Raw genomic sequence first — 26281 nt, forward strand, 5'->3', positions numbered from 1 at the left:
GCAGCGAAGGAGGGCCCATGACCGCTCACCACCGATCCCGCTACAGCCGCTACGCGGGCGGGCCGGATCCGCTCGCCCCGCCGGTGGACCTCGCGGAGGCGCTGGACGCCGTCGCCGAGGACGTGATGGCCGGCTACTCGCCCCGGCACGCCCTGCAGGAGTACCTGCGCCGCGGCGGTCGGAACCGGGAAGGCCTCGACGAGCTCGCCGGCCGCGTCCAGCAACGGCGCAGGGACCTACTGGGCCAGCACAAGCTGGACGGCACCCTCAACGAGGTCCAGAAACTGCTGGAGACCGCGGTGCTGGAGGAGCGCAAACAGCTGGCCCGCGACGTGCGGATGGACGACACGGACCGCGCCTTCCGCGAGATGCAGCTGCAGAACCTGCCCAAATCCACGGCGGCGGCGGTCAACGAGCTCGCCTCCTACGATTGGCAGTCCAGCACCGCCCGCGAGGCCTACGAGCAGATCAAGGACCTGCTGGGCCGCGAAATCCTGGACCAGCGGTTCGCCGGGATGAAGGAGGCGCTCGAGGGCGCCACGGAGGAAGACCGCGCGGCCGTCGCCGAAATGCTGGCCGACCTCAACGAACTGCTCGACAAGCATCGCCGCGGCGAAGACACCGACGCGGACTTCCAGGAGTTCATGGCCAACCATGGGCAGCACTTCCCGGAGAACCCGCAGTCGGTCGAGGAACTGATCGACGCATTGGCCCAGCGCGCGGCCGCCGCGCAGCGGCTCATGCAGTCCATGTCCGCCGAGCAGCGCGAGGAACTAATGCGGCTTTCCGCCCAGGCATTCGGCTCGCAGGAGCTTATGGCACAGCTGGGCCAACTCGATGCCAACCTGCAGGCATTACGCCCCGGCGAGGACTGGTCCGGCTCCGAACGCTTCGAGGGCGAGGAGGGGCTCGGGCTCGGCGACGGCACCGGCGTGCTGCAGGACGTCGCCGAACTGGATGAGCTGGCAGAACAGCTCTCGCAGTCCTACAACGGTTCCCGCCTGGACGACCTGGATCTGGACGCCCTCGCCCGCCAGCTGGGTCAGGACGCGGCGGTGTCGGCCCGGACTTTGGCGGACATCGAGCGGGCCATGCACGACGGCGGCTTCCTCCAGCGCGGCGCCGACGGCGACCTGAAGCTCTCCCCGCAGGCCATGCGGCGGCTCGGCCGGTCGCTGCTGCGCGACACCGCCAAGCAGCTCTCCGGCCGTCAGGGCCGCCGGGACACCCGCGTTGCCGGGGCGGCGGGGGAGCAGACCGGCTCCAGCCGGCCCTGGGAGTTCGGCGACGCCGAACCGTGGGACGTCACCCGCACCATCACCAACGCGATCCGCCGCACCATCGCCGACGGCCGCGACCCGCGGCACGGGCTGCGCCTGGCCGTGGACGACATCGAGGTCACCGAAACCGAGGCGCGCACGCAGGCCGCCGTCGCCCTCCTGGTGGACGTGTCCTTCTCGATGGCCGCGGAAGGGCGCTGGGTGCCGATGAAACGCACCGCGCTCGCACTGCACCACCTTGTTTCCACCAAGTTCCGCGGCGACCGGCTCCAGCTGATCAGCTTCGGCCGCTACGCGCAGACCATGGACATCGGCGAGCTCACCGCCCTGCCGGCCCTGCGGGAACAGGGCACCAACCTGCATCACGGGCTGCTGCTGGCCGGCCGGTTCTTCCGCCAGCACCCGTCGATGCAGCCGGTCCTGCTGGTGGTGACCGACGGCGAACCTACCGCGCACCTGGAGGCCGACGGCGAGTCCTGGTTCTCGTATCCGCCGGACCCGGAGACCATCCGGGTCACGGTCGCCGAGCTGGACCGGCTGGGCCGCGCCGGCGTCCAGGCCACGTTCTTCCGGCTGGGCAATGACCCGGGCCTGGAACGCTTCGTCGCCCGGATGGCCCGGCGGGTCGACGGCCGCGTCGTGGCGCCCGACGCCGGCGACCTGGGTGCCGCCGTCGTCGGCGAGTACCTCCGCGCTCACTTCCGCGGCCGGGCCTACGGCGACGACGACTGGGCGACGTAGGTCAGCTGCCCGTCACACCCGCCGTCGGAGGCCGGCCAATGACTGGGATAAGCTCGCTTGCGATCGGAACAAGCAGCGAACCAAACTTTGAGCGGCGGACAATTCCTTGGATTTACTGGGCGGCATGAGCCTCGACAACCTGCGCATCTTCCCCTGGATTGCGGCTGCCGTCTTCGCGCTCGCGGCGGGCCTCTGGCGTCCGCGCCGGCTGCAATGGACCGCGCTAGGCTCCGTCCTGCTGTTCGCGGCCCTCAACGCGGGAGCCGGAATCTACATCCTGAACCACTTCGGTGATCCGCGCTGGTCCGGGGGAGAGCAGCCGCTGAGCGCGCCGTCGTTCGCCGGGACGCCCGTGGTGGGCCAGTTCCTGGGCCCGCTGGACTCCGCCCTGAACGGCGTGGTCGGCGGGGTGAATGAGTTCCTGGCCTTCAAGCACGCCCTTCCCATCGCCCTGGACTTCCTTGCCGTGTCCGGCTGGGGCCTGCTGGTCTCGTTCCCGCTGGCAGTTCTCGCTGCCGGCATCAGTTTCGCGATGGCCAGGCGCCGGGCGGCCGAGTTCGGAAAGTACCGCGCCACCGTCGACCGGCTCGAGGATGAGCTCGAACAGATCAAGCGGCAGGTCTCGTTGATGAATCCCGTCAATACGCCCTAATCGAGCAGGCTCACCACGGCCTGCGCGAACGCGCCCGGGTCCTCCTGCGGAACGTTGTGTCCAATGCGCGGCAGCAGGATTTCGCTGTAGGGGCCGGTGAAATGGTCCCGGTCCTCGCTCGCCGCCGGACCGCCGACGCCGTCGTCCCCGCTCTCAAGCACCACCGTGGGAACGGTGATGCTCGGCTCCTGCGCGATTAAGTCCTCGAACCGCTGGTACCGAGGGTCGCCATCGGCCAGTCCGTAACGGTGGCGGTAGGAGTGGATAACGACGTCGACGAAGTCGGGGTTGTGCAGGCTCGGGGCGCTGGCGGGAAACGCCCCGCGTGCCCCGGCCCAGGACGGCGACCAAGTGCGCCACAGCAGCTCACACAGTTCGTCCCGGTTCCGTTCCAGCCCGCGGCGCCCGCGCTCGGAGTGGAAGTAGTACTGATACCAGTAGCTCCGCTCCCACTCCGGGTTCACCGGTTCACCGGACCGGGCAAGGTTGTGCATGTTGTAGCCGTTGACGGTGACCAGGCCGGCGACACGGTCGGGCTCCAGTCCCGCCACGATGCACGCCGCCCGGCCGCCCCAGTCGTAGCCGGCAACGACTGCCTTCTCGATATCGAGGGCATCCAGGAAATCGAGCAGGTCCTGAGCCAGGGCCGCCTGCTGTCCTGAGCGCATCGTTGCGGGGTCGAGGAAACGGGTCGGGCCGAAGCCGCGAAGGTACGGCGCCAGCACATAGGCGCCCTCGCCGGCGAGGATCGCGGCGACGTCGTCGTAGGCCCGGACGTCGTACGGGAATCCGTGCAGCAGGACCACCGGCGTCCCGCGCGGATCGCCGGTGGACTCGTAGCCGATGTCCAGGACGGGGGTTTGGGCGCGGCCGGAGGAGGTAAAGCTCATAATGCCGGTCCTTCCACTTCGAGTGGGTGGGTCCTAGGCTACGGCATCCGGGCCGTGGGGTTTAGGGCCGCTTAGATCGGGGCGAAATCGCGGTGAGCTGCTGCCATTTCCTGTCGAATAGCGGCAGAGTTGTTCGTAGTAAGGGTGAGCGGCTGCCCAGGAGGGGCGCCCTAAACCGCAGGAGATGACTCGAAATGCAGTATTTGCTGTCCGTGATCCACGACAAGCTTGAGCTCGCGCCCTCAGACGAGATGGCGACCATTGACGAGTTCAACGACCGCCTCCAGGCCGACGGGCACTGGGTCTTCGCCGGCGGCCTCGGATTCCCGGACACGGCGACCGTCATAGACAACCGCGGCGGGGCTCCGGTGATGACCGACGGGCCCTTCGTGGAGTCGAAGGAGTACCTCGCCGGGTTCTGGATCATTGAGGCGCCGGACCTCGACGTCGCCCTGAAGCTCGCCGCCGAGGGATCGAAAGCCTGCAACCGGAAAATCGAGGTGCGGCCGTTCCTGTGAACGGATCCGACGTCGGCGGCGCCGTCAGCCAGGCCTACCGGGAGAACTGGGCCCGGGTGGTAGCCGCCCTGACCCGGCGCTTTGGTGACCTCGATCTCGCAGAGGAGTCGGCGGCCGAGGCGTTTGCCACTGCCGTTGAGCGGTGGCCGTCCGACGGCGTCCCCGCCAACCCCGGCGCCTGGCTGACCACCACGGCCAAGCGCAAGGCCATCGACCGGCTCCGGCGCGAGAACAAACGCGACGGCAAACACCAGGAGGCCCAGTTGGTGTTCGACGACGACCCTCCCGAACCTCCCTCCGCCATCGACGCCGCCATCGACGACGACCGGCTCCGGCTGATCTTCACCTGCTGCCATCCGGCCCTCGCGCTGCCGGCCCGCGTGGCGCTGACGCTGCGGATGGTGGGCGGGCTGACTGTACCGGAGATCGCCCGGGCCTTCCTGGTGCAGGAGACCACCATGGGGCAGCGGATCACCCGCGCGAAGGCCAAGATCAAGGCCGCACGGATCCCGTATCGCGTGCCGGCCGCCGAGGACCTGCCGGGGCGTGTCTCCGGCGTGCTCGCCGTGCTCTACCTGGTCTTCAACGAGGGCTATCTGGCGACGGGACCCGACACCGACCCCGTCCGCTCCGAGCTGACCGCCGAGGCCATCCGGCTCACCCGCCTGCTCCGCGGCCTGATGCCCGACGACGGCGAGGTGGCCGGGCTGCTGGCCCTGATGCTCCTGACCGAGGCTCGCAGCGCTGCCCGGGTCTCGGCAGGCGGCGAGCTGGTGACCCTTGACGAGCAGGACCGGGGAATCTGGTTTGCGGCGCTGATCGCCGAAGGCCACCGCCTGGTGCGGGAGCGCCTGGCATCCGGGGCTGCGCCGGGGCGGTACCAGCTGCTCGCGGCGATCAACGCCGTGCACACCTCTCCCCGGGATTTCCGCGACACCGACTGGTCCCAGATCGTCGCGCTCTATGACCAGCTGGTGACTCTTGACCCGTCGCCCATCGTCGCGCTTAACCGGGCCGTCGCGGTGGGAGAACTGGACGGGCCGCAGGTGGCCCTGGCGGCCGTCGACCGACTTGAATCCGACCTGGCCGGGTATCACGCGTACCACGCCACCCGCGCGGAGCTGCTGCGGAGGCTGGGCCGCGCCCGGGAGGCGCGGGCGGCGTACGAGAAAGCCATCGAACTGGCCGGCAACTCGGCCGAGGCTGCGACACTACGGCGCCGCCGGGACCAGCTGGGGTCGTGAGCCAAAGTTTTCGTTAGGCCGGACTGAATTCCATCCGCCAATTCGTCTCCCAGGACTTTCCGCCGTCGTTGGAGAACGCTTGCTCCCACCGCGGATTCTGGGTCGTTGAGAACCAGGTAAACCGCACGCGAATAGGGCTGCCGTTCAGGTTGTCGTCCGCGAAGAAGGTCCCGATGCCGGAATCGAACTTTCCGATGACCGGAGTGTCAAGGGTGCCCGGGTTGCGGCCGTCCAACCACCAAATTGACCATGTCCCGAGGTCTGGCGAGTACGACCTAATGGCGATCGCCCGCGCATCGCCGTCGGGGAATCTCAGGAGGTTGTCTTCAAGGTTTCCGTAACCGCCGAGCGTCTTGAAAGTCGACGATAAGCCGGAGAACTCGGTCCACTCGGTGCATGCCGCGAAGAGCTGGTTGAGTCGCTCGTGTCGCACGGTCCAGCTTCCGATGATGAAGTCGAAGTCGCTCGGGCTGTCCTTGAGGTCTTCCAGCGGCATTGATGCTCCTTTTGTGGGTGACCATACTTTTGACATACTCCCACCCTGGGATGATTCTTTCCGCGTACTAATTGAGGGCGATTTCTGTGGCGCTCTGCGGGGCCGCGGAGATCTTGCACGGCATTGGGGCATCGGCAAGGATAAGCGCCATCCCTGTGCTGCGAAGAAGGAGTCGACGCCATGACCAAGTACCTGATCTCGTTTCCGAGTGCCGCCATGGTTTTCCCCGAGGAAGAGCTACAGTCCGTAGCGGATGCGTCGCACGCGGTGGTCCAGGAGGCGAAGGACGCAGGCGTCTGGGTGTTCGGCGGCGGCATCGACGAGAGCATCCCGCCTGTCATGGTCGACGGCGACGGGACCGTGCGCGAGGGCACCTACCCGCAGACGGCGCAGCTTGAAGGCGGCTATTCGGTGCTGGAGTTGCCCTCGTACGAGGCGGCCTTGGAGTGGGCAGCGAAGATCGCGGCCTCCTGCCGTTGCGCGCAGGAGGTGCGGGCTTTCCAGTACGACCCCGCCAGCTGACGGCGCCAGCCTTATCCGCGCGGCCGAGGCGGCCCCGTGCCAGACTTTCAGCCATGGAGCCTATGGATTGCCTGGTCATCTACGTCCCCACCGACGCTGCGCACGCCGTCCGGCAAGCCATTGGCGATGCCGGGGCGGGCAGGCTGGGTCACTACTCGCACTGCTCGTTCAGCCTCGAAGGGACCGGGCGCTTCACGCCGCTGCCGGGCGCGACCCCGGCCATCGGCGCCGTCGGTTCCCCCGAGGAAGTCCCGGAAACGCGGATCGAAGCCATTTATCCGCGGTCCCGGCGGAACGCCGTCGTCAGCGCGGCACTGTCCGCGCACCCGTACGAAACCCCGGCCTTCATGACCTTTCCAATCGATGCCAGCCTGCCTGACGGAACCGGTCCCGCGTCCTAGCGGCCGTCCACCAACGGCGATACACCCGCATCCGTCCCCGCGTACGACGCCGAGACCCGGCGGTAGACCGGGGCCAGGAAGGCCAGCAGCGCGGCCGCAATAAGGATGATTCCTGAGATCAGGAACACCAGGGCGATACCGCGGGATGTCCCCTCGCCCAGCAGCGGGGCCAGTTGGGCGGCCCCCTCAGCGGACCGCGCGTACGGGATGATCCAGACCTGGGCGATCGGCGCGATCAGGAACGCTGTGATCGGCGCGGCGGCGGATTCGAAGGCCATGGCAAATCCGAACACGCGCCCCTGCCGCTGCAGCGGCACCACCCGCTGGATGACCGTCTGCTCGGCGGCCTCGACGACAGGGACCAGGACGAGGTACAGCCAGATGCCGGCGACGTACAGCCAGGCCCACTCCCGGAGCGTGAAGACCGCGCCGAGGAGGCCCATCAGGATCACTGCGAGGAGCATGGTGCGCAACGGGTTGGATCCCAGTCCGAATTTGTTGACCAGCGCCCCTCCCACGATGAAGCCGGTGGCACCCAGTGCCAGGAACGTGCCCCACAGTTCTACCGGGAACATTTCCAGGCCGTAGGGGTCCATCAAGGCCATGTAGACGCCGCCGATGAAATTGTTGAACGTGGAGAAGAGAATCAGCGCGAACAGTCCGGCAACGGCGGCGACGGCGGCGAGGGAGCCCCGCAGGTCAAAGCCGCCCTGCGCGTCCGTGGCGGCGGCGCGGACCTCCTCGGGCATGCGCAGGGTGAGCACGTGGGCGAAGGCCAGCGCGGTGAGCGCCACGGCCACGACGATTGTCCAGCCCATGCCCAGCAGCCCGACCGACACACCGGAAAACACCGAGGTGACGATGAACATCAGCCCCTGCACCATCCCGACCAGCCCGTTGGCGTTGGCCCGCCGGTCCGGGTCGATCAGGATGGTCACCGTGGCCGCGAGCGCGATGTTGCGCATGTTCTCCACCACGGCGCCGAGCAGGACGATCAGCATGAATGTCCAGAACCACGGCTGCGTCAGGTCCAGCAGCGAGTCGGCGGGCGTCAGCAGGAACATCACGCCCGAAAGCACGAACATCGCCAGGGTGAAGGCGGCGGCAAAACGCATGACGGCCAGCTTGCGGTAGCGGTCGACGTACGTGCCGAAGCTGATGCTGGAAAGGGCGATCAGCAGCATGTACGCGCCGCCGACTACTCCGGTGGCGATCACGTTGCGCGTCCCCAAATACACCCAGAATGTCAGCGCAAACCACAGGTAACTGGTGGTGATGTTGGCCAGGCCGGTGTTCAGCAGGATCCCGTAGAAGGTGCGGGAGCGCTGCTTCGAACTTCGCAAGGGGGCGTCGACGGCGTCGGGGGCCACAGCGGTGTGCGGCGGGACCGGTTCGTGCTCGGTCATGCGTCCCAGTGTAATGACGACCGGCCGGTAGGAACACAGCCGCGGCCTGGCGGAAGCCGGCTGCGCTGTTACGGCCGGGTCAGTCGGCGGGCAGGGCCCGCCGACGGCCAACTGCGACGGTCCGGGCACCCAGCCCTGCCAGGGCGAGGACGAAGGCCAGCAGGACGAGGGGTCCTGCCCCGCCCGCGGGTCCCAGGGTGGCCGCCAGGATCTGCCGGCTCATCAACAGCATCTCCTGCAGGTCGCCCGCCGCCACGCGCGTTCCGAGGACGTAATTGACGGAGATAAACAGGGCCGGAACCACCCACAACAGGGCCAGGTCCACCAGCCACACCACGGCACGACGCGCAGGGCGAAGGCCGCACCACGCCAAAGCGCAGCCGACCAGGATGGCGGGAATCCAGCGAGCGGCCGTCGGCACGGCTGCCGGGATGTTGAGGGGCCCGACGACGCCCGCAACCCACTCCACCAGCCACGACGCAAACGGCACCGCCATGAGTCCGACGCCCAGTGCGACCGGGGCCCGCGACGTCGACGAGACCAGCAGGAGGGCGACGAGGGCCGCCGCGACGGACAGGACCACGCCCGCCAGCAGGCCGGCGAAGTACAGGCGGGCCATCGTTCCGCCCGCGAGTCCGCCGTCGAGCACGGTGAAGGACTGGACGGACGCGGTGAACTGGACACCGAGAACCCCGGCTGCTGCGCACCACGTCGCCAGTCGGCGTCGGGCGGGGGACCAGAGACGCACCGCGAGTCCGGCCGCCGCGCCGCCTACCGTGAGGAGGGCGACGAGGGTGGTGAGCTCGTACTGGCTGAGCGGCAGAAGCGACGCCGGCATCCGGTCCGGAGCGACGTCGGCGGCCCACAGGTTCTGCAGGGGCAGTTGTGCCCCGGTGATTAACCAGGGGCCCAATCCGAGAAGCCCTGCCAGGATGCCGATCAGCCCGCCCAGCATTGCGTCACGGGCGGGGGCGTGGCCCGGCCGGTTGTCGGAGACCGTCAGTTCCGTTGCTTGCACGCCCACGAGGCTCCTTGGTCTGAGGGTGAGGGGGACCGGTGCAAGAGCTGCCAGCCCATCGGAATACTATACCGAATGGATTAACTGGTTCCGGGTGGACTCTAGAGGGGGCGTATCAGGCCGCGGAGTGCTCACGCACCCGCGCGAGCCATTCAACGATCAGGGCTTGAGCCAGGGCGGGCTGCTCATGCAACAATGCATGGCCGGCGTGATCGAGGACGGCCAGGGTGCAGCGCGGGTACTGCCCCGCGAGATCGGCCGGGGCGGCGTAACCGGCGGTGGAATCCTGCCGTCCCGCCAGGATCAGGACGGGATGCGGATAGGTCTTCACACTCTGCGGGCGCTCCTGCAGTTCCCAGCGCGAAAAAATCCGCGTCAGGGCGGATTCGTCAACGAGCTGCGCCGCCGGGGCCACGGCGTCCCGGAACCGGCGCAGCGTCTCAGCCGTCTGGACCACAAAGTAGCCGCGGTAGGAAGCCTCGAGCTCCGGGCTGAGCTCGACGCCAAGGCCGGCCGATGACACAAGAACCGTGTGTTCAGGCACGTTGCCGGTGCGGGCCCCCACCGGGCAGACCAGCGCCAGCCCGATCACCTGCTCCGGTCTGTGCTGGGCAACGGCACGGGCTAGATACCCGCCATAGGAGTGGCCTATGACAAGAAGCGGTCCAGCCCCGATGGTGTTGTCGATGAAGCCGAGCAGGAGGTCCAGGACATCATCGTTGCTGGCGAGGGCCGCGGGCGCCGGCGTGAGGCCCATCCCCGGCAAGTCAGGGTACAGGCGCCGAAACCCAGAAGCTGCAGTGAAGACCGGTTCGAGGGCATGGGCCATTTCGCGGTGGTCCACGCCGACGCCGTGCAAAGCGAGAACCGGCGTACCGCTGCCGGACTCGACGTAATGCACAGGAACACCGCGGACCGTAGCCTCCATCCAGCCAGTGTAGAGCGCGGGGCTACGCGCGTCCCTTCAGGATCAGGTTCCAGTAGACCCGAGGAAAGATGTCGCGGTCCACCACCCAGGATGCGCGGCTCTCTTTCCACGTTGGCACCTTCGGAATGGAGGGCATGGGCCGGTATTCGTCGTCGAACTCGGCGAAGACAGCCGTGGACCGGGACACCGTGAAGGGGCACACCGAGTAGCCGTCGTACTTTTCCGGCAGGGGGTTTCCCTCTCGGGCCGCGACCAGGTTCTTGGCCAGGACGTTGGTCTGCTTTCGCAACGCGCCGCCGGACTTGGAATTGAGGGTGGCTGCGGCATCCCCCAGCGACCAGATGCTCGGGAACCGGACGTGCCGGAGCGTCTGCGGGTCCACTTCCACGAATCCGCCGGAGTCGCCGGGGGCGGGCAGGTCGGTGGCCTTGAGCCAGTCCGGCGCAGACTGCGGCGGCACGGCATTGAGCACGTCGTAGCGCAGTTCCTCGGCGATACCGGTGACGTTGTTCTTGATCAGGACGGTCTGCGCCGATGGCTCCACTGAAACGACTTCGCTGTTCAGACGCAGTTCTATGCCGTATTCGGCGATCTTGCGGTTCAGCTCGTCATCCACTCCCGGCACGCCGAACACCGTGTCGGAGGGCTGCACCATCACTACCCGAATGTCTTGGAGGACCCCGTGCTTTCGCCAGTAATCGCAGGCCAGGTACATCGGCTTCTGCGCAGCGCCGCCGCATTTGATCGGGCCGGAGGGCATGGTGAAAACGGCGGTCCCTGCCTTGAGGCCTTTGAGCAGCGTCCAGGCTTTTGTTGCCAGCTCGAACTCATAGTGGGAAGCGCCGGACGGGGAATGAACGGCTTCGGCCAGGCCCGGGATCTTGTCCCAGTCCAGCTGCATCCCGGGGCAGACCACGAGGTGGCCGTATCCCAACTGGCCGCCCGAGGCCAGCATTACCGTGTTGGCGTCGGGGTCGATGCCCGTGGCGCTGTCCCGAATCCACTCCACGCCCCGCGGCATGACGGCCTCCTGCGGCCGGACGGCGTCCTTGGCCTTGGCCCTTCCGCCGGCGACGTGGGAAAACAGCGGCTGGTAGTAGTGATGTGAGCCGGGCTCCACCACTGCCACATCCTTCAGTCCGTAGCGCTGGAGGCGGGCCGCAAGGGAGACGCCAGCGTTACCTCCGCCGATAATGATGACCTCGTGGTGTTGCCCGGCCATGGCGCTACTTCTTTTCGGTCAGGGCAGAGGCTTTGTGCGCTGCCTGGGCCCCGGTCCTGGCGGACTCCACGACATACTGCGGCTCGTCTTCACTGGCCCGGTGGGTGTGTCCGTCCAGCTCGAAGTCGCGGACCTTTTTCTCCACGATCTTGCCGTGGGTGGTGCCTTGGGGCGTGTTCCATTCCACGGGTGTTCCCTTGCTCAGCGACATCGGCACTCCTCGGATAGGGCGGTTGCTGCAGCGCGCGGCTGGCTGGCAGCCGAAGCCTCAATAGTAAGCATGATGAGCTTTATTGGGTACTGGCTGCTCCCGACGTCGTCCGCGGATCGGCCGCCTAGCGGCCGTCACGAGCCGGGTATCTGATCGGCGGTGATGATGATGTTCGTGCCCCACAGATCGGCGGTGTAGCAACTAATCAGAATGAGGCGGTTGGGTACCTTGTCCCAGATTCTGCTGTTTTTCAAGGTGTTTTTGTTCTCGGTGGTGACAGTTTTGACAGTGTAAATCGCAGGCCCTGTCTTTGTTGTGACCGTGATCCGGTCGCCGGCTTTCGCGCGGGTACTGAGGTGGTTGAAGGCCGTGTCCCGGTCCTGCCAGCTGTGGCCGATTATGTAGGTGGTGTCGGCGGAGCCCGGGCTGCCGTACGACGTCAGCCAGTAGGCGTCGAGCGTATCGGGGGGAGTGATGGAGCCCTGACCAGGAGCCGGTGTCAGCGGCAAAAGGTCCTGGTTCATGTCGATGCCGGTGTAGGCGATGTGCAGCGGCGGCGAGCCCAGCTTGGCCTGGGCTCCCGGCGCCGACGGCGATACCCCTTGAACGGCGGCGGGTTGCGTGATGGCTGGGGTGGGTGCCGACCTGGCCGGCGGGCCTGGCGGGGCAATGAGGGTGACTAGAACGGCCAGCAGAAGCGCGGTCAATGTGCCGCCAATGAGTAGTCCGGTGCGGGACCCGCCCTTGGCGGCATGACCATCACGTGAAGAGCGGGTCAAGGAGAGATCGCCAACCACGGGGTCTTTTTGCGGCGGCTTTTCCGCGTCCACGAAAGGGGCCGCTTCTCTTAGTTATTCCCTTGAGCCGAGCGCTTTCTCCGGGCCAGCATCAATGCTCCCATCAGGCCCGTCAGCACAGCGGTCGCCCCGATGGCGAACCCTGTGCCAGGGGAATGGGTTTCTACCGCAGTGTCGATATTCCGTCCCCGCCCGGTGGCCGGTCCTGTTCCAAGGCCGGTCCCGGCGTTCTCCGCTCCCGTCACGGCACTGGTGCCCGTACCCGTCCCTGAGCCCGCACTGACGCCGGCGGAGCCCGTCCGGGGCACCGCCCCGATCGCGGTACCTGCCTCAGTGGCCCTGGGGCTGGGGGCCGCGCCGGCTGAAGGTGAAGCGGTAGCGGAGGGCGACGGTGCCGCGGACCCTGTTTCGCATCCGGGGAGGGTGAAGACGTTGGTATCCAGGGAGACTTGACCGTTGCGGGCCAGTGCCCGTCCCTGGACGGTGGCGCCGGTCGTCGCGGTGATTGAGGTGAGGGCCAGGATGTTTCCGACGAAGCTTGACGCAGTGCCGAGTGTTGCGGAGCTGCCGACCTGCCAGTAGATGTTGCACGCCTGGGCGCTGTTGGTGAGGACGATGCTGCTCGCCGACGCTGTCGTGAGGGTGGAGGCGACCTGGAAGATGAACACTGAGTTCGGGTTCCCTTGTCCGTTCAGGGTCAAGGCACCACCGACGGCCAGGGGGCCGGTGGACTTGTAGACGCCGGGGGTCAGGGTTTGCCCGACGAGGTCACCGGCGACGCTGGCAGTGGCGGCGCGGCCGGCTGCGTCGTTGTAGGCGGTGGTCAAGTCCGACTGTGCCTGACCGGCCTGAGCGTCACCCGCGTGGGTAGCGCCTGCAGCGACCCCGGGGAGGAAGCCGGTGATTGCACTGCCCGGGTAGACGCCGAGCTCTCCGGCCAGTGTCGTGGGACCGGTGTTGGTAACGGTCGTTCCGCCCAGGACGGAGTATGCGGCCGCCGTTCCTAGCCCCACGGGGGCGTCGGCGGCGAAGGCCGGGGACTGACTCACGATGGTCCACCCCAAGGCGGCGGATAAGCCGATCGCGACCGCCGCCGTGCGGCGTCGTGAATGGAGGCGGCGGGCGCCGGAGGCGACGCTGCTATGTTTTCGGAGGCGAACGGGGGTGGAGGAGATCGAAACCATGATGGAATCCCTTGTTGGCGGCCCGGCCGACCACTAGGGCCCCGTAGCTTTGCGTCGCGGATTCGCACCCGGTTTGCCCTTATCGACGAGCGAATGCCCGATCTTCCGTAACCCTAACAGCAGAAGATGGCTGTCATTATCATCTTTAGGAACGCTCATCAAGTTGTTTTCTGCTGTCACGGCAAGACGCGGGATCTGCTGCACGGTTTGGCTGGTCGCCCAAGCGGGGCCTTGCGGTACGGGCGTACAATAGTGATAGAGTCCGCCGCGTTGAGCACCCGCTCCCAGGAGCGCGTATGGCCGTGGATCCGTTCCAGCTTCTACTGGAACAGGAATAAGGGACACCAGATGCCAACCAGTCCGTCTTCGCTTCCGGAACGCAGTCATGGCAGACCCGGGATTTCGTGTTCCGGCCCCGACGGCAACAGGGCCACCGGAGCTTCAGGCGAGAAGCGGATGCCGGAGATCCGACGCCTGGCCATGACCATCATTGGGGCCTTGATGGCGGACGCCGACCCGGAGCGTGAGCGCGAAAGACAACATCTCAGCGGACTCGTGGAAACGTATCCCGGCCAGCCGGATGTGGCGCTGGCACAACATTTGTTGGCCGTCAGGCGCCCCCTATTCGATGATCAGAATGGCTGGACGGCGGCCGGCCCCCGTTCTCCGGAATCCAGCGCAAACAGGGAACAGGACCGATAGTTCCAGCCTCGACGGTCTGCCTCGATAGCGATTCGCGATCGAGGCAGACCGTCGTTTGACGCCTACCGGCTGCTCACCTTGCCGAACAGCTTGGCGAGGGGTGCCAGCACGAGCGGCCGGGCGGCGTACCACCCGGCCGTGGTGATGGCGATGGCGGCCGCGAAGAGCCAGAACCCCACCCAGTTCATCTCGTCGGTGCCGGCGAACATGTGGTTCAGGTTGCGCAGCGCACCGGTCGCGAACACCAGGAACACGTGGACCAGGATGAACAGCACGAAAAACAGCATTGTCGGGAAGTGGAGCGCACGCGCCACCTCCACCGGGTAGGCCTTGTTCAGCGTTGTCGCGTTCTTGGGCCAGAACTCGCTCATGCGAGCCCCCGTGATTGCCGCGAGCGGGGCCGCAATGAACACCACGAGGAAGTACATCAACTGCTGCAGGCTGTTGTAGTTCACCCAGCCGTTCTCGACCGGCCAGTCCAGTGTCATGTACTGCAGGAGTGCAGAGAGCGCATTCGGGAACACCTCCCAGCTGGTCGGGACGATCCGCATCCAACGGCCCGAGGCGAACAGCAGCACCGCGAAAATGAGCCCGTTGGCCAACCACAAGACGTCGAGCGACTGGTGCAGCCACAGGTTGATGCTGACCTTCTTGCCACCGCGCTTTGGGGTCCAGAACGCGGGCGGTTTCTGCTGCGTGCGCACCTGGTAGCCGGAGCGGATGATGAGCACCATCAGGAAAATGTTCAGGAAATGCGTCCACTGCGCCCACCACGGGAAGCCGGTCTCGGCGGTGTCGGGCAGGCTATATTCGCCGGGGTACCTCTCGAGGAACTCCGGCACGCCCGGCAGCGTGGTCACTCCGCGCGCGGCGAGGACAAGAATTGCGGCGGCGGCCACGGCGACGACGGCGAGCTTGACCCACTGGGCCGGGGTGCGGGAGCCGTAGAGCCTTGCTGCGGCCTTCGGCCTTCCGGGCTTTGCGGGCTTTTCAGCGACGACGGGCGTGGCCACGGGTGCCGGGGCGGCTGTGATCGCGGGGGATATGGGGACCGGTTCACTCGACGGCGCCGGTGGCTCCGCTTCGGCAACGGTCTCCGCGACGACGACGGCGGCAGCCGGGGCAGGCGCCGGCACGACGGGCTCGGGGGCTGCCTGCACCGCAGAAACAGAAGCGGGGCTGGCAGCACGCGCGGGAGCCAGGCCCGCTGGAGGCCAGGGTTCGCCACCGGGGACGCGAGGGAGTCCGCGGCGAAGCTGGGTGGCTCCCGCCGTCGTCTGCGCGGCCGGTGCGGTGACCGGAGCAGCCGCCGCCGACGTCGCCGCTGGTTCCGTTTGGGGGGTGGCAGCGGCGAGCTTCGCTTGCGCGACCGGCGCGGCCGGCGTCGGCGCAGGCTCGCCGCCTGGGGCCGGAGCCTCTGACACGGATGCCACCGGTGCCGCGACCTCGCCGGCGGGCGGCCAGGGCTCGCCGCCCGGCACCCGCGGCAAGCCCCGGCGAAGCTGCCACCCGCCCGCAGCTGCTGCCGGGACGTCCACGGCAGGAGCGCTGACTGCGGGCACCGGAGCGGACAGCGCCGTCGTATCTGGTTCCGTTTCCTGCGCAGCAGCCGCGGAGGAAAGCAGGCGCGCGGGTGCTTGGCCTGCTGGCGGCCAGGGCTCGCCGCCCGGCACGCGCGGCAGGCCCCGTCGGATGGACCCGGAATGAGTTGCCATCGCTATTTCTTCCGGGCCTCAAGGGCGCTGATCAGCTGAGGGACAACCTTGAACACGTCGCCCACCACGCCGAAGTCGGCGATCTCGAAGATCGGCGCGTCCGCGTCCTTGTTGATGGCGACGATCGTCTTCGCGGTCTGCATGCCGGCCCGGTGCTGGATCGCGCCGGAAATACCAAGCGCGATATACAACTGGGAGGACACCGAAACCCCGGTCTGCCCGACCTGCTGCGATTGCGGAACGAAGCCTGCGTCCACCGCGGCACGCGAAGCACCAACGGCAGCGCCGAGCGTATCGGCGAGCTGATCAACGAGGGCGAACTGTTCGGCCGAGCCGAGGCCGCGGCCACCGGCGACAACCTTGGCGGCACCGCGCAGCTCCGGCCGCGAGGTGGCGGCGACGGCCTCCTCGAAGGAGTCGACCCGCGCTGCCGGCTTCCCGGAGGGGGGCACCGCCAGGGTTTCCGACGCCGGCGGCTGGGCCGCAGCCCGCGCTTCGATGGAGCCCTGGCGGACCGTGATGACCGGCGCGCCAAACGTGGCCGTCGACGTCACGTTGTAGGCGCCGCCGTAGACGGAGTGGTGTGCCACCACGCCCTCGTCGTCGCGGGACACACCGACGGCATCGACGCACACCGCTGCCCGTGACCGGGCGGCGTACCGGCCGGCCAGGTCCCGTCCGTTCAGGGAATGCGAAATCAGGATGGCGTCCGGCTGCACCTGCTCCGCCGCGGTGGCAAGCGCGTCGACGCCCGGCACGCCCAGCGCGGACGGATCCGTAGACTCTGCGATCAGCACGCGGGCGGCGCCCAGGTCCGCGGCCTCCGCGGCGGCGGCCGTTCCGGCGCCGGGCTCGGCAAGCACCAGGGCAACCGGCGTGCCCACCGCGGCGGCAGCGCCGAAGAGCCCGGCCGCAGCCTTCTCAAGTTCACCGGAAGCCAGGGCTTCCACGACGACGAGGATTGCGTCACGAGGGAATTCAGTCATGTCGTTACTCCTACGCCAGTCGGTTTTCGATCAGGAAGTCGGCGAGCTTCTCGCCGGCATCACCCTCGTCAACGATCTTGACGCCGGCAGCGTGCGGGGGCTTCTCGGCCACCGCCAGCATGATCGACCGCGCCGCGTCCGGGTTGTCGGCCGAGATCCCGAGGTCGCCAAGGGTCAGCACCTCAAGGGGCTTCTTCTTCGCGGCCATGATTCCCTTGAAGTTGGGGAAGCGCGGCCCGGGAAGCGCCTCGGTAATGGAAATAACCGCAGGCAGCTTCGCCGATACCTGCTGCACGCCGGATTCCACGCCCCGGGTCCCGGACACCGCGCCGTCGCTGATCTCCACGGCGCTGAGACCGGAAGCAAGCGGCACGTCAAGCAGCTCGGCGAGCATCGCGGGAATCATGCCGCCGGATCCATCGGTGGAGACGTTGCCGGTGATGACCAGGTCAAACTCGACGCGGCGGATCGCGGCTGCGAGGGTTTCGGCGGTAAGCCCCAGGTCAGCGCCCCGGAGCGCCTCGTCAGAGACGTGGACGGCGCTCGCCGCACCCATCGCCAGCCCCTTGCGGATGGTGGCCGTCGCGCCCTCGGGAGCGAGGGAAAGGAGGGTCACCTCGGTGCCCTCGTTCGCGTCGGCATACGTCAGGGCCAGCTCCAGGGCCCGCTCGCCGATCTCATCAATGACTGTCTCGCTGGCTTCACGGTCGGCGAGGCCTGTTTCAAGGTTCAGTTTTCGGTCCCCGTAGGTGTCGGGGACCTCCTTGACTAGGACGATAATCTTCATCGATGACTCTTCCTGTGGCGGGCATGTCTCCGGAGGGGACACGTCGGATCTCCCTAGAGTCTACGAAAGCGAAGCCCGGCCTGGCTGACCGGTCCCGTGTCGCGAACCGGCGGGCCGGGACTTTGCCCTCTTTTGTCAGGACCGCCCGGCGTTCGGATACCGTCTGCTCGTGCCCCTGTGTTTCGTCGGCGAGTCGACGGCATGCGTCGGACTAGGGCAAGCGCGATGGGCGCAGCAGCGTCGGTTCGCCCGCGCGGTCCGGGTCAAGCGGGACCGGACTGATCAGCACTGCCGGGCCGCGGTGCAGGACCCCGTCCGAAAGCACCTGGCACCGCACACCGCCCCGCCCGCGCATAGCTTTGTGGGCGCCCGGGGCGAGCATCGCATCCATCCAGGCGCACGGATGGGCCGGCCGCCCGGCCTTGAGCCGCACCAGCTCGCCGCCGGATTCCAACGCGAATTCGTGACGGAGCAGCGGGGCCAGGTGGGCTCCCCTGATGTGCACATTGCGACGTGTGAGCAGTGGGTCAAGGGCTGCCGTTCCCAGCTCTGCGGCGATGGCTTCGAGGGCCTCGACGGCGAACACGGTGACGGCGGCATCCATGTGCGCGGCCTTGCCGAAGAACCGGTCGCCGACGATGCCCTTGCCGGCCAAGAACGTGGCCTTCTCGGCGTCTGCGGTGGGGACGTCGGCGGCGCCCTCCCGTGCGCGGCCGAAGTAGGCGTGCGCCGGCGACACGAGCAGGTGCAGGATCTCGACGTCGTACCTATAGCTAGCCGTCATTCCACCAAGTTATCGCCTCGCGGGGTCCTGGGCGTTCGTTGGCTTAGAGGTAATCAGGGGCGGGTTCCAGCTCGAAGTAATCCTCGAGGGTGGGGAAGTCCTTCATCTCCTGGGCGATGGCCTTTCCCACGAAACGCAGGTGCCAAGGCTCGTAGGTGTAGCCGGTAACGTCCTCGGCCCCCGCGGGGTAGCGGATGATGAATCCATAGCTCGCGGCATTCGCGGCCGCCCACTTACCGGCCGGGGTGTTTGCGAAGCAGGCCTGCAGGGCGCAGACCCCACTGGCGTTGCCGATGTCCATCGCCAGCCCGGTCTGGTGTTCGCTGAAGCCGGGCCGCGCGGCGAGGGTATCGGCCGTCGCCTGGCCGTACTGGCGCACGTAGCTGTCGTAGAGGCTTGCCTGCTGGCTGTAAGAACGGTAGCCGCTGACCGGAATGATGTTCACGCCGGCCGACTTGGCGGCTTTGGCTAACTGTTTGTAGGCGTCCGCGGCCTCGGTCCGCAGCTGTTCCCCCTGGACCCTGACCAGCCGGGCCGGCACGTAGGTGGCGGGGTCCAACGGCCGGTGTTTGTTGACCACCACCTGCAGGCTGGAGGCGGAGTCGATGTCGTAGCCCGTCGAGGCTACAGCCGGCACTGATGGTGCGATCATGCCGAGCGTGAGCAGCAGCCCCGCCAGTGCGCCTGTCATCCTGCTGATTCGCTTGAGCACCATGGCCTCCAGAAGTGTCCGGAACAGATGCGGGGAACCTTACCGGTCGGCACGGCGGGAGTCGAGGGCATTTATCTCCGGGGACCCGGGACGAAATCCTCATGCGGCGGCTGCCCAACCGCGCCACCATGTTGGTATGAACGCTGAAACGCCGAAGCCGGCGGAGCTGAACCTTCCCCAGGCCTTCCTGCTGTTGGCAACGAACGACAAAGACGGCAAACCGGAGGTGCCGGTGTTTGCACTCAGAACCACGCTGGCGGGGGCAATCTTGGCCGAGCTGGAGCTGATCGGTGCCATCGAGCTGCAGGGGAAGAACGTCCGGGCTACCCGCGCCGCCCCGCCGACGGATTTCCAGCACGAGCTGGAGCTCATCCGCGGCAAATCACGGCCTCACACTCCCAAACGGTGGGTCGCCATGCTGGAGGGCCGCGCCGAAGTGCAGCGTGTCTACGAGCGGATGGCGGCACTGGGCATCGTGGAACATGTCGGCGAAAAACACCTCGGCGTGTTCCGGTCCACCCGGTACCCCGAGGTGGACCACGCTTCGAAAGCTGCGCTTCTGAAGAAGCTCGAGGCTGCACTCAGCGGTGCCGCACCGGTCCCCGGCGCACCTGATGCGAAAACGTCCGACGCCGGGGCGCCTCCTTCGACGGTGTCCGACGCCGGGACGTCTCCTTCGACGGGGCCCGACGCCGGGACGGCAGGGACGCCCGTGGCCGGGACGCCCACCGGGGCCGGCACGCCGGCTGCGCCCGCGCCCGACGCTAGGACCACGGCGCTGATTGCCCTGCTGCAAGCGGCCGGCCTGTTCGGCAAGCTCTTCCCGGCGGCAGACCGAGTCCGCGCCGACGAGTTGGCCAAGGACTACTGGCCCGCCCGAGCCGTGGAGGACGAGCTGCGGATGATCAGACTGGCCCAGGAAGAAGCCGCAACCCTCTAGGCCGCCGGCTGGCTGGGGTCTCGTCGTGAAGGACGCGGGATTACACCTGGCTGACGATGTCGACCGAGATCTCCACCGCCGGAACGGTTCCTCTGTTCTCCAGCCAGTGAAGAGTTTCCCTGTCCTCGGGCCATCCTGCCCCCGGCCCGTAGTCCGTAGCGACTCCATTCCGGTGGTCGGTGATCGTTCCCTGCAGAATGTAGACGAGGCCAGGCCGGCCTTTGTGGTCGTGAACCGGACCGAAGACGCCGCCCGGCTCGATGGTCACCATCCGCATTCGAAGCTGGCGCCCTGCCATGCCCTCGATCTCGTGGCCGAGGTCAACCGTGGCAAGCAACTCCGACTTAACACCTTTGGTCTCCGGTGCCGTGTGGTCCTGGCTCATCATGCTCTGCTCCCATCCCTCGACTGGCCCTTCTTCTTGGCGGGGCTTCCGCCAGGGTTCCAGTATGTGATGCAGTTCACCTGAATGTGAATGCGACCGTGAGGCTGTTCGCCTGCTGGGTGTTGACACATTGTTGACCCACGGATCAGTCTGGGCACAGGGGCTGAGACCAGGAGGCGACATGGACCAGTCGCAAAGGGACACGGCGGCTAAGGCCGCATGGATAACCGGCGGATTCGCCTTGGCGGGAACGTTAGTTACGGCGCTATTCACCAGTGGCACTCTCGCGGGCTTCCCTGCCGGTGGGGCACCTTCGCCTGTACCCGCCAGCAGTTCAACGGCGTATGTCGGCGCGTCATCGGTAGTCTCAAGCACGCCACCGCCGGTCACCCCAACTCCGACGCCCCTTGTACCCGAGGGCGTGGAAGGACATTGGAAGGGGGGAGGGGCCGTATCAGAGAACTTTCATCTGACCATTGCGAACGACGCCAGCTGGACGTTGATCAACGGGAACGACGTGCAAGCCGCTCACGTAGCAGAAGGGAAAGTCGTCTTCGACGGGGCGCAGGCCACCTTCTACTATGCCGACGGCAGGGCCCCGCTGGTTGTTGACTGGGCCTTAGTCAAAACCCCGACCGCAACCGTACTGCATCTTGGAACCTACACCTATACCAAGTAGGCCAAGTTCGCATGCCGGACCAAAGCTGGAACGCGACCGCCACCTTGCCGAGCTTTCGATCGAGATCCTGGGTCCCGGCGGGCAGCGCCGGCCGGTGCTCTCGGTGACCCGGACCGCGGACAGGGCCGAACCGCGGGACCTTATGATCTTCTGCTCAGCCCCGGAGCGGCGGCGCTACGAGCGCGAACTGGCCAACGCGCGGCAGCCTGCGCGAGGCTCCCGACGTCGTCGCCTAACCGCGCGCCGGTGCCGCGACGGAGCCCCGGCGGATCAGCTCGGCCGTAAACACCGGCGCGGCCGCAGGCGCCTTCCGGCCCTCCATCTGCCGGATCAGGGCCGCGGCTGCGGCTACGCCCATCTCGTACACTGGCTGCGCGATGACCGTAAGTGGAGGCGTGGTGAGCCGCGTCCAGGCGAAGTCGTCGTACATGAGGAAAGAAACATCCTCCGGAATCGACAGGCCGAGCTCCTGGATAGCCTCGACCACACTCAGCCCGATCAACCCGTCGGAGGCGATGATCGCCGTCGCCGGGTCCGGGCGTTGCAGCAGCTCGCGGGTGATCTTGCGGATCGACTCGTCATCGCCGGCGTTGAGGCGGATCAGATCATCCGGCGGCTGCAGGCCAGCGTCCGCGAACGCGCGTTGCAGGCCGGCGCGCCGGTCCGAAATCTGGGACGAATCCAACGGCATCCCCTCGCGGTACGGCTCGTCCGTCCGGAGCGTGGAGATGAAGGCGATTCTGCGGTGGCCGGTATTGATCAGGTAACTCGTGGACTCATGGGAGATATCCTCCATGTCGACGGCGATGGTGTCGACATCGAGCCCGGGCGCCTTGCGGTCCAGCAGGACCAGCGGACGGCCCGACTCGTGAACGCGCCGCAGGTGTTGCGTCTCGACCGAAGACGCGGGCGCCACGATCAAACCGTCCACGCGCTTGTCCAGCAGCACCCTCACGGCATCGATTTCCGCGGCTGTGTCCTCGTCGGTGTTGATCAGGATGACGTTGTAGCCGCTGCGCTTGGCGGTATCCGTAATGCCCCGGGTGGCGAGGCCGAAATGGGGGTTCTCGATGTCGCCCACCACCACCCCGATGGTGTGCGACTTTCCCGTGTTCATGCTGCGGGCGAGCTCATTAGGCCGGTAGTCAAGCTCCTCGGCGGCGGCCAGCACCCGCTCGCGCACGTCCTCGCTCACGGCGCCGTAGTTGCCCAGGGCACGGGCGGCCTGGGCCTTGGACACCTGGGCAGCCCGGGCGACGTCGGCGACGGTGACGTCGCGGCGCCGGGAAGCATCACTCTTCATGACGGCCTTTCGTAGCGGACCCTTGACGCCCCATGTGGCTTCGATTACATTTCTAGCAATCGTTGTGAGTCCGGTCTCAATCCTAGGGACTGAGACCGGACTCAGCAAGACCCGCATCGGCCCTTACCCACTACGGGGCACACTGCCCGCCTACCCGCTCCCCACCCCATGATTGGAAAACGCTGTGAACACAGGAAACAAGCTGCGCCCCGGGGCGCTCATTGCCGCTGCTGTTGCCGCGGTTCTCGCACTGTCCGGCTGCGGCGGAGCCTCCTCCGCCTCGTCGTCGCCGGCGGACAACCCCTACGGTCTGATCGAGCCCGGCACCATTCGTGTAGCCAGCCTCGGTGACTCCAAGCCCTACACCTTCGCCGACGCGCAGGGGAACTTCACCGGCTTCGACGTCGAACTCTTCAAGGATGTCGCCCACCGCGCCGGTATCGACAAGGTCGTCTTTACCGGTCAGGACTTCTCCGGGCTGCTCGCCGCCGTCGCCAACGGCCAGTTCGACGCCGGCGTCGCGGCGATCGGCATCACGGACAAGCGCAAGCAAACCGTCGACTTCTCGGACGGCTACCTGGCGGGCTACCTGACCGTCATCACCACCAAAAACTCGGGCATCGCCAACGCTGACGCGCTCGCCGGAAAACGCCTCGGGGTCGTGCAGGGAACGCTCCAGGAGGCCTACGCCGTCAAGAACTTCACCTCGGCCAGCCTGGTGCGCTTCCCGGACAACAACACCGCTATTTCTGCCGTGAACAGCGGATCCGTGGACGCCCACTTCCTGGACTACGAGGCAGCCAAGGCCTACGAAGAGAAATACGGACTGGTCAGCGCGGCGGACATCCCGTCCTTCGACGCCCCCGCCGGGTTCGCCGTGGCGAAGGGCAAGACGGCCTTCAAGGACGCGCTGAACAAGGGACTGTCCGCCGCCATGGAGGACGGCACCTGGAAGAAGCTGTACCAGAAGTGGTTCCCGGGATCGCCGATGCCCAAGCAGTACCTGCCGAAGGCCGAGCAGGCGGCAAGCCCGTCGCCGAGCCCCACGTCCAGCAAGTAAGCCGCACGGCGGACACCTCCGGCAGCCGCCCCGCTGCCACCTGACCGGGCGGGCCGCACCACGCGGCCCGCCCGGGATCCACAAGCTACCTACGTCTGAGAGACACCATGGACTGGTTAAGCACCATCACCCGCACCTTTTTCGACTTCGGCGCAATGGCCGAAGTGCTGCCCCAGCTTCTGGGAGTCGGCCTCCTCAACACCCTCATAATCTCCGTCGCCGCCACCATCCTCGGTGTCGCCCTCGGCATGGTCGTCGCCGTGATGGGGATATCCCCGTCCGCCTGGCTCCGTGTCCCGGCCCGGATCTACACGGACCTGTTCCGCGGGCTGCCGGCGATCCTGACCATCCTGCTGATCGGCCAGGGATTCGCCCGCATCAGCCAGTCGATATTCGGCCCCTCGCCCTACCCCCTGGGAATCATCGCGCTGAGCCTGATTGCCAGTGCCTACATTGGCGAGATCTTCCGCGCCGGTATCCAGAGCGTGGACAAAGGCCAGGGCGAAGCCTGCCGGGCGCTGGGCATGAGCTACGCGAAATCGATGGCCCTGGTGGTTGTCCCGCAGGGTGTCCGCCGGGTCCTGCCCGCCTTGGTCAACCAGTTCATCGCCATTGTGAAGGACTCCTCGCTGGTCTACTTCCTGGGCATGCTGGTCTCCGAACGGGAGCTGTTCCGCGTCGGCCAGGATGCCGCCGTCCTCTCCGGCAACCTCTCCCCGCTGGTCCTGGCCGGGATCTTCTACCTGGTGGTCACGGTCCCGCTGACCCACCTGGTCAACTACTTCGACAACCGCTTCCGCACCGGCCGACGCCGCCCAGCCGCCCCCAGCAGCGGCCTCAAGGAAGTCAACGAACTCGCCGCGGCCTCACCGCTGACCACCGGGAGCAACACATGAGCCTCGCAAGCAACACCGCCAGCAATACCGCGCCGGACATTGAGACCTTCCACGGTTCCAGCCTGGAACTGAGAAACCTGACCATGGCCTACGGGGACATCGAGGTGCTCCGGAACGTCAGCCTCAACGTTGCGCCGGGCACCACCACCTGCATCATCGGGCCCTCCGGCTCCGGCAAGTCCACCCTGCTCCGCGGGGTCAACCGGCTGCACGAACCCAAAAGCGGGGACGTGCTCCTGGCCGGTGAGAGCGCCCTGGAGGTTAAACCGGATCTCCTGCGGGCCCGCATCGGCATGGTCTTCCAGCACTTCAACCTCTTTCCGGACCACACCGCCCTTGAGAACGTCGCCCTGGCGCTGTGGAGCGTAAAGGGAATGCCGAAAGCCGAAGCGCGGGAACGCGCCCGCCGCCGCCTCGCCGAAGTGGGCCTCGCCGAGCGCGCCGACCACCGTCCCCGGGACCTCTCCGGCGGTCAGCAGCAGCGCGTCGCAATCGCCCGCGCCCTGGCCATGGAACCGGAAGTCATGCTCTTCGACGAGGCCACCAGCGCGCTGGATCCGGAACTGGTCAAGGGCGTGCTGAACCTCATGGCGGGACTGGGCCGCCGCGGCATGACCATGTTGGTGGTCACGCACGAGATGGGGTTCGCCCGCAAAGTCGCCGATCAGGTCGTCTTTATGGACGAAGGCGAAGTCGTCGAATCCGGCACCCCCGCCCAGCTCTTCGACAACCCGCAGAGCGAACGGCTCCAGCGGTTCCTCTCGGAGGTGCTGTGATGGGCAGCGGCGCAGCGGAGCCCATCCGTACCGCCGTCGTCGGCTTCGGTGTCTCCGGCAAGGTCTTCCACGCGCCGCTGATCGCGGCTCATCCCGGCTACTCTCTGGACGTCATTGTCACCGCGGATCCGGCCCGTGCCGGGGAGGCGGCCAGGCTCTACCCGCACGCCCGGATCGTGCCGACGCCGGAGGCACTGTTCACCCTCGCCGGAAGCCTGGACCTGGTTGTTCTCGGGACGCCTCCGCAAACCCGCTACGACCTCGCCGCAACGGCAATGGACCGCGGCCTGCACCTCGTGGTGGACAAACCATTCGTCACCAGCCCGGCCGACGGTGAAGCTCTCATCTCCCGGGCGGCCGACGCCGGCGTGCAGCTCACGGTCTTTCAGAACCGGCGCTGGGACGCCGACTTCCTGACGCTCCGGGAACTGGTTAGGAAAGGAGCGCTGGGCGACGTCCGCAGCTTCGAGTCGCGCTTTGAGTGGTGGCGGCCGGACGGTTTCGGGAACTGGCGGGACACTGCAGCGGCGTCCGACGGCGGCGGCATCCTCAACGACTTGGGCGTCCACCTGATCGACCAAGCCGTCCAGCTGTTCGGTCCCGTCGCGGAGAGCTATGGGGAGACCGCCAACCACGGACACCCAGACGGCGCCGATACCGAAGCCTTCGTGTCCCTGCTCCACGAATCCGGAGTCCGCTCACGGCTCTGGATGAACGGCATGGCGGCCCGGGTCGGCCCGCGATTCCACGTTCTGGGCTCCAGGGCCGGGTACACCAAGTGGGGACTGGACAGTCAGGAACCCGCGCTGGCAGGCGGCATGTTGCCGTCGGATCCGGCCTACGGCGTGGAGCCCGAGGACTCTTGGGGGGTCCTCGGCGTAGACGGAACCTCCGAGGCGGTGCCTGCCCGGCCGGGCGCTTACCCCGAGTTCTATACCCGGCTGGCCGCGGCGCTCCGAGGGGAGGGCCCGCTGCCGGTCGACCCCGAGGAGTCACTTGAGGTCCTGAGGGTTATCGACAACCTCCGCGCCTTCGCCTAGCCATAC

At 67.3% G+C, this 26281-nt stretch carries 27 protein-coding genes and 1 riboswitch; of the genes, 11 read left to right on the forward strand and 16 right to left on the reverse strand.

From position 1 onward, the window contains the following. Positions 1–17: 17 nt before the first annotated feature. Positions 18–2021, forward strand: coding sequence for a vWA domain-containing protein (locus tag AC1DH3_RS10585; RefSeq protein ID WP_476909271.1), 2004 nt, complete (start codon positions 18–20; stop codon positions 2019–2021). Between the two features lie 124 nt (positions 2022–2145). After that, entirely contained in the window at positions 2146–2673 is a 528-nt protein-coding gene (locus AC1DH3_RS10590; RefSeq protein ID WP_476909272.1) for a hypothetical protein, read from the forward strand. On the opposite strand, the gene AC1DH3_RS10595 is transcribed toward AC1DH3_RS10590, so the two are convergent. Then, entirely contained in the window at positions 2670–3563 is an 894-nt protein-coding gene (locus AC1DH3_RS10595; protein ID WP_476909273.1) for an alpha/beta fold hydrolase, read from the reverse strand. The two genes, AC1DH3_RS10590 and AC1DH3_RS10595, sit on opposite strands and share 4 nt — an antisense overlap. Before the next feature lie 194 nt (positions 3564–3757). Here AC1DH3_RS10595 and AC1DH3_RS10600 point away from each other — a divergent pair, with 194 nt between their 5' ends. After that, complete coding sequence (locus AC1DH3_RS10600) at positions 3758–4081, forward strand: YciI family protein (protein WP_476909274.1); 324 nt, start codon at positions 3758–3760, stop codon at positions 4079–4081. Next, complete coding sequence (locus tag AC1DH3_RS10605; RefSeq protein ID WP_476909275.1) at positions 4078–5325, forward strand: RNA polymerase sigma factor; 1248 nt, start codon at positions 4078–4080, stop codon at positions 5323–5325. The genes AC1DH3_RS10600 and AC1DH3_RS10605 overlap by 4 nt, the downstream gene beginning before the upstream one ends. A 13-nt stretch (positions 5326–5338) precedes the next feature. Here AC1DH3_RS10605 and AC1DH3_RS10610 read toward each other — a convergent pair whose 3' ends face one another. Beyond that, positions 5339–5821 carry a hypothetical protein gene (locus AC1DH3_RS10610; RefSeq protein ID WP_476891953.1) on the reverse strand — a complete coding sequence of 161 codons (483 nt, stop codon included), beginning with the start codon at positions 5819–5821 and terminating at the stop codon, positions 5339–5341. Between the two features lie 180 nt (positions 5822–6001). Here AC1DH3_RS10610 and AC1DH3_RS10615 point away from each other — a divergent pair, with 180 nt between their 5' ends. Both AC1DH3_RS10615 and AC1DH3_RS10620 read left to right on the forward strand, forming a co-directional pair. After that, entirely contained in the window at positions 6002–6343 is a 342-nt protein-coding gene (locus AC1DH3_RS10615; protein ID WP_476909276.1) for a YciI family protein, read from the forward strand. Between the two features lie 62 nt (positions 6344–6405). Then, positions 6406–6744, forward strand: a complete 339-nt coding sequence (locus AC1DH3_RS10620; protein ID WP_476892282.1) for a hypothetical protein — start codon at positions 6406–6408, stop codon at positions 6742–6744. On the opposite strand, the gene AC1DH3_RS10625 is transcribed toward AC1DH3_RS10620, so the two are convergent. The 12 genes from AC1DH3_RS10625 to AC1DH3_RS10680 form a co-directional block, all read right to left on the reverse strand. Further along, positions 6741–8150 carry an MFS transporter gene (locus AC1DH3_RS10625; protein WP_476891955.1) on the reverse strand — a complete coding sequence of 470 codons (1410 nt, stop codon included), beginning with the start codon at positions 8148–8150 and terminating at the stop codon, positions 6741–6743. The genes AC1DH3_RS10620 and AC1DH3_RS10625 overlap by 4 nt on opposite strands. A 79-nt stretch (positions 8151–8229) precedes the next feature. After that, on the reverse strand, positions 8230–9168 hold the full coding sequence (locus AC1DH3_RS10630; protein WP_476909277.1) for a hypothetical protein: 939 nt from the start codon (positions 9166–9168) through the stop codon (positions 8230–8232). A 115-nt stretch (positions 9169–9283) separates the two neighbouring features. Further along, the gene (locus AC1DH3_RS10635) at positions 9284–10096 is read right to left on the reverse strand and encodes an alpha/beta fold hydrolase (protein ID WP_476891957.1); all 813 of its coding nucleotides are present in this window, start codon (positions 10094–10096) and stop codon (positions 9284–9286) included. A gap of 22 nt (positions 10097–10118) precedes the next feature. Next, positions 10119–11318: an NAD(P)/FAD-dependent oxidoreductase gene (locus AC1DH3_RS10640; protein WP_476891958.1), complete on the reverse strand. Its 1200-nt coding sequence runs from the start codon at positions 11316–11318 to the stop codon at positions 10119–10121. Positions 11319–11322: 4 nt separating this feature from the next. Further along, positions 11323–11529, reverse strand: a complete 207-nt coding sequence (locus AC1DH3_RS10645; RefSeq protein ID WP_476891959.1) for a hypervirulence associated TUDOR domain-containing protein — start codon at positions 11527–11529, stop codon at positions 11323–11325. Positions 11530–11663: 134 nt separating this feature from the next. Continuing rightward, on the reverse strand, positions 11664–12359 hold the full coding sequence (locus tag AC1DH3_RS10650) for a class F sortase (protein WP_476891960.1): 696 nt from the start codon (positions 12357–12359) through the stop codon (positions 11664–11666). Positions 12360–12376: 17 nt separating this feature from the next. Next, on the reverse strand, positions 12377–13375 hold the full coding sequence (locus tag AC1DH3_RS10655) for an ice-binding family protein (protein WP_476909278.1): 999 nt from the start codon (positions 13373–13375) through the stop codon (positions 12377–12379). A gap of 148 nt (positions 13376–13523) precedes the next feature. Continuing rightward, positions 13524–13598, reverse strand: a riboswitch (cyclic di-GMP riboswitch). A 676-nt stretch (positions 13599–14274) separates the two neighbouring features. After that, entirely contained in the window at positions 14275–15927 is a 1653-nt protein-coding gene (locus tag AC1DH3_RS10660; protein ID WP_476909279.1) for a cytochrome b/b6 domain-containing protein, read from the reverse strand. A 2-nt stretch (positions 15928–15929) separates the two neighbouring features. Beyond that, positions 15930–16913 carry an electron transfer flavoprotein subunit alpha/FixB family protein gene (locus tag AC1DH3_RS10665; protein WP_476891963.1) on the reverse strand — a complete coding sequence of 328 codons (984 nt, stop codon included), beginning with the start codon at positions 16911–16913 and terminating at the stop codon, positions 15930–15932. A 10-nt stretch (positions 16914–16923) separates the two neighbouring features. Beyond that, entirely contained in the window at positions 16924–17700 is a 777-nt protein-coding gene (locus AC1DH3_RS10670) for an electron transfer flavoprotein subunit beta/FixA family protein (protein WP_441416702.1), read from the reverse strand. 211 nt (positions 17701–17911) lie between these two features. Then, a complete protein-coding gene (locus AC1DH3_RS10675) occupies positions 17912–18484 on the reverse strand; it encodes an MOSC domain-containing protein (RefSeq protein WP_476891964.1) in 573 nt (190 codons plus the stop codon). Between the two features lie 43 nt (positions 18485–18527). Then, on the reverse strand, positions 18528–19175 hold the full coding sequence (locus AC1DH3_RS10680) for a M15 family metallopeptidase (protein WP_476891965.1): 648 nt from the start codon (positions 19173–19175) through the stop codon (positions 18528–18530). Positions 19176–19332: 157 nt separating this feature from the next. Between AC1DH3_RS10680 and AC1DH3_RS10685 the strand changes: the two genes are divergently transcribed. Further along, the gene (locus AC1DH3_RS10685; protein ID WP_476909280.1) at positions 19333–20136 is read left to right on the forward strand and encodes a GOLPH3/VPS74 family protein; all 804 of its coding nucleotides are present in this window, start codon (positions 19333–19335) and stop codon (positions 20134–20136) included. Between the two features lie 40 nt (positions 20137–20176). Here the strand turns inward: AC1DH3_RS10685 and AC1DH3_RS10690 are convergent, their stop codons facing one another. Then, positions 20177–20524, reverse strand: a complete 348-nt coding sequence (locus AC1DH3_RS10690) for a cupin domain-containing protein (RefSeq protein ID WP_476909281.1) — start codon at positions 20522–20524, stop codon at positions 20177–20179. A gap of 908 nt (positions 20525–21432) precedes the next feature. After that, positions 21433–22503: a LacI family DNA-binding transcriptional regulator gene (locus AC1DH3_RS10695; RefSeq protein WP_441416710.1), complete on the reverse strand. Its 1071-nt coding sequence runs from the start codon at positions 22501–22503 to the stop codon at positions 21433–21435. A 172-nt stretch (positions 22504–22675) separates the two neighbouring features. Here AC1DH3_RS10695 and AC1DH3_RS10700 point away from each other — a divergent pair, with 172 nt between their 5' ends. From AC1DH3_RS10700 to AC1DH3_RS10715, 4 genes are all read left to right on the forward strand, one after another. After that, positions 22676–23563 (forward strand): ABC transporter substrate-binding protein, encoded by an 888-nt coding sequence (locus AC1DH3_RS10700; protein WP_441416711.1) that lies wholly within the window; start codon positions 22676–22678, stop codon positions 23561–23563. Positions 23564–23670: 107 nt separating this feature from the next. Beyond that, positions 23671–24459, forward strand: a complete 789-nt coding sequence (locus tag AC1DH3_RS10705) for an amino acid ABC transporter permease (RefSeq protein WP_175323740.1) — start codon at positions 23671–23673, stop codon at positions 24457–24459. After that, complete coding sequence (locus AC1DH3_RS10710) at positions 24456–25235, forward strand: amino acid ABC transporter ATP-binding protein (RefSeq protein WP_476909282.1); 780 nt, start codon at positions 24456–24458, stop codon at positions 25233–25235. The genes AC1DH3_RS10705 and AC1DH3_RS10710 overlap by 4 nt, the downstream gene beginning before the upstream one ends. Beyond that, complete coding sequence (locus tag AC1DH3_RS10715; protein ID WP_476909283.1) at positions 25235–26275, forward strand: Gfo/Idh/MocA family protein; 1041 nt, start codon at positions 25235–25237, stop codon at positions 26273–26275. The genes AC1DH3_RS10710 and AC1DH3_RS10715 overlap by 1 nt, the downstream gene beginning before the upstream one ends. Positions 26276–26281: the final 6 nt, after the last annotated feature.

The sequence above is a fragment of the Arthrobacter sp. 05L428 genome (assembly GCF_056397665.1).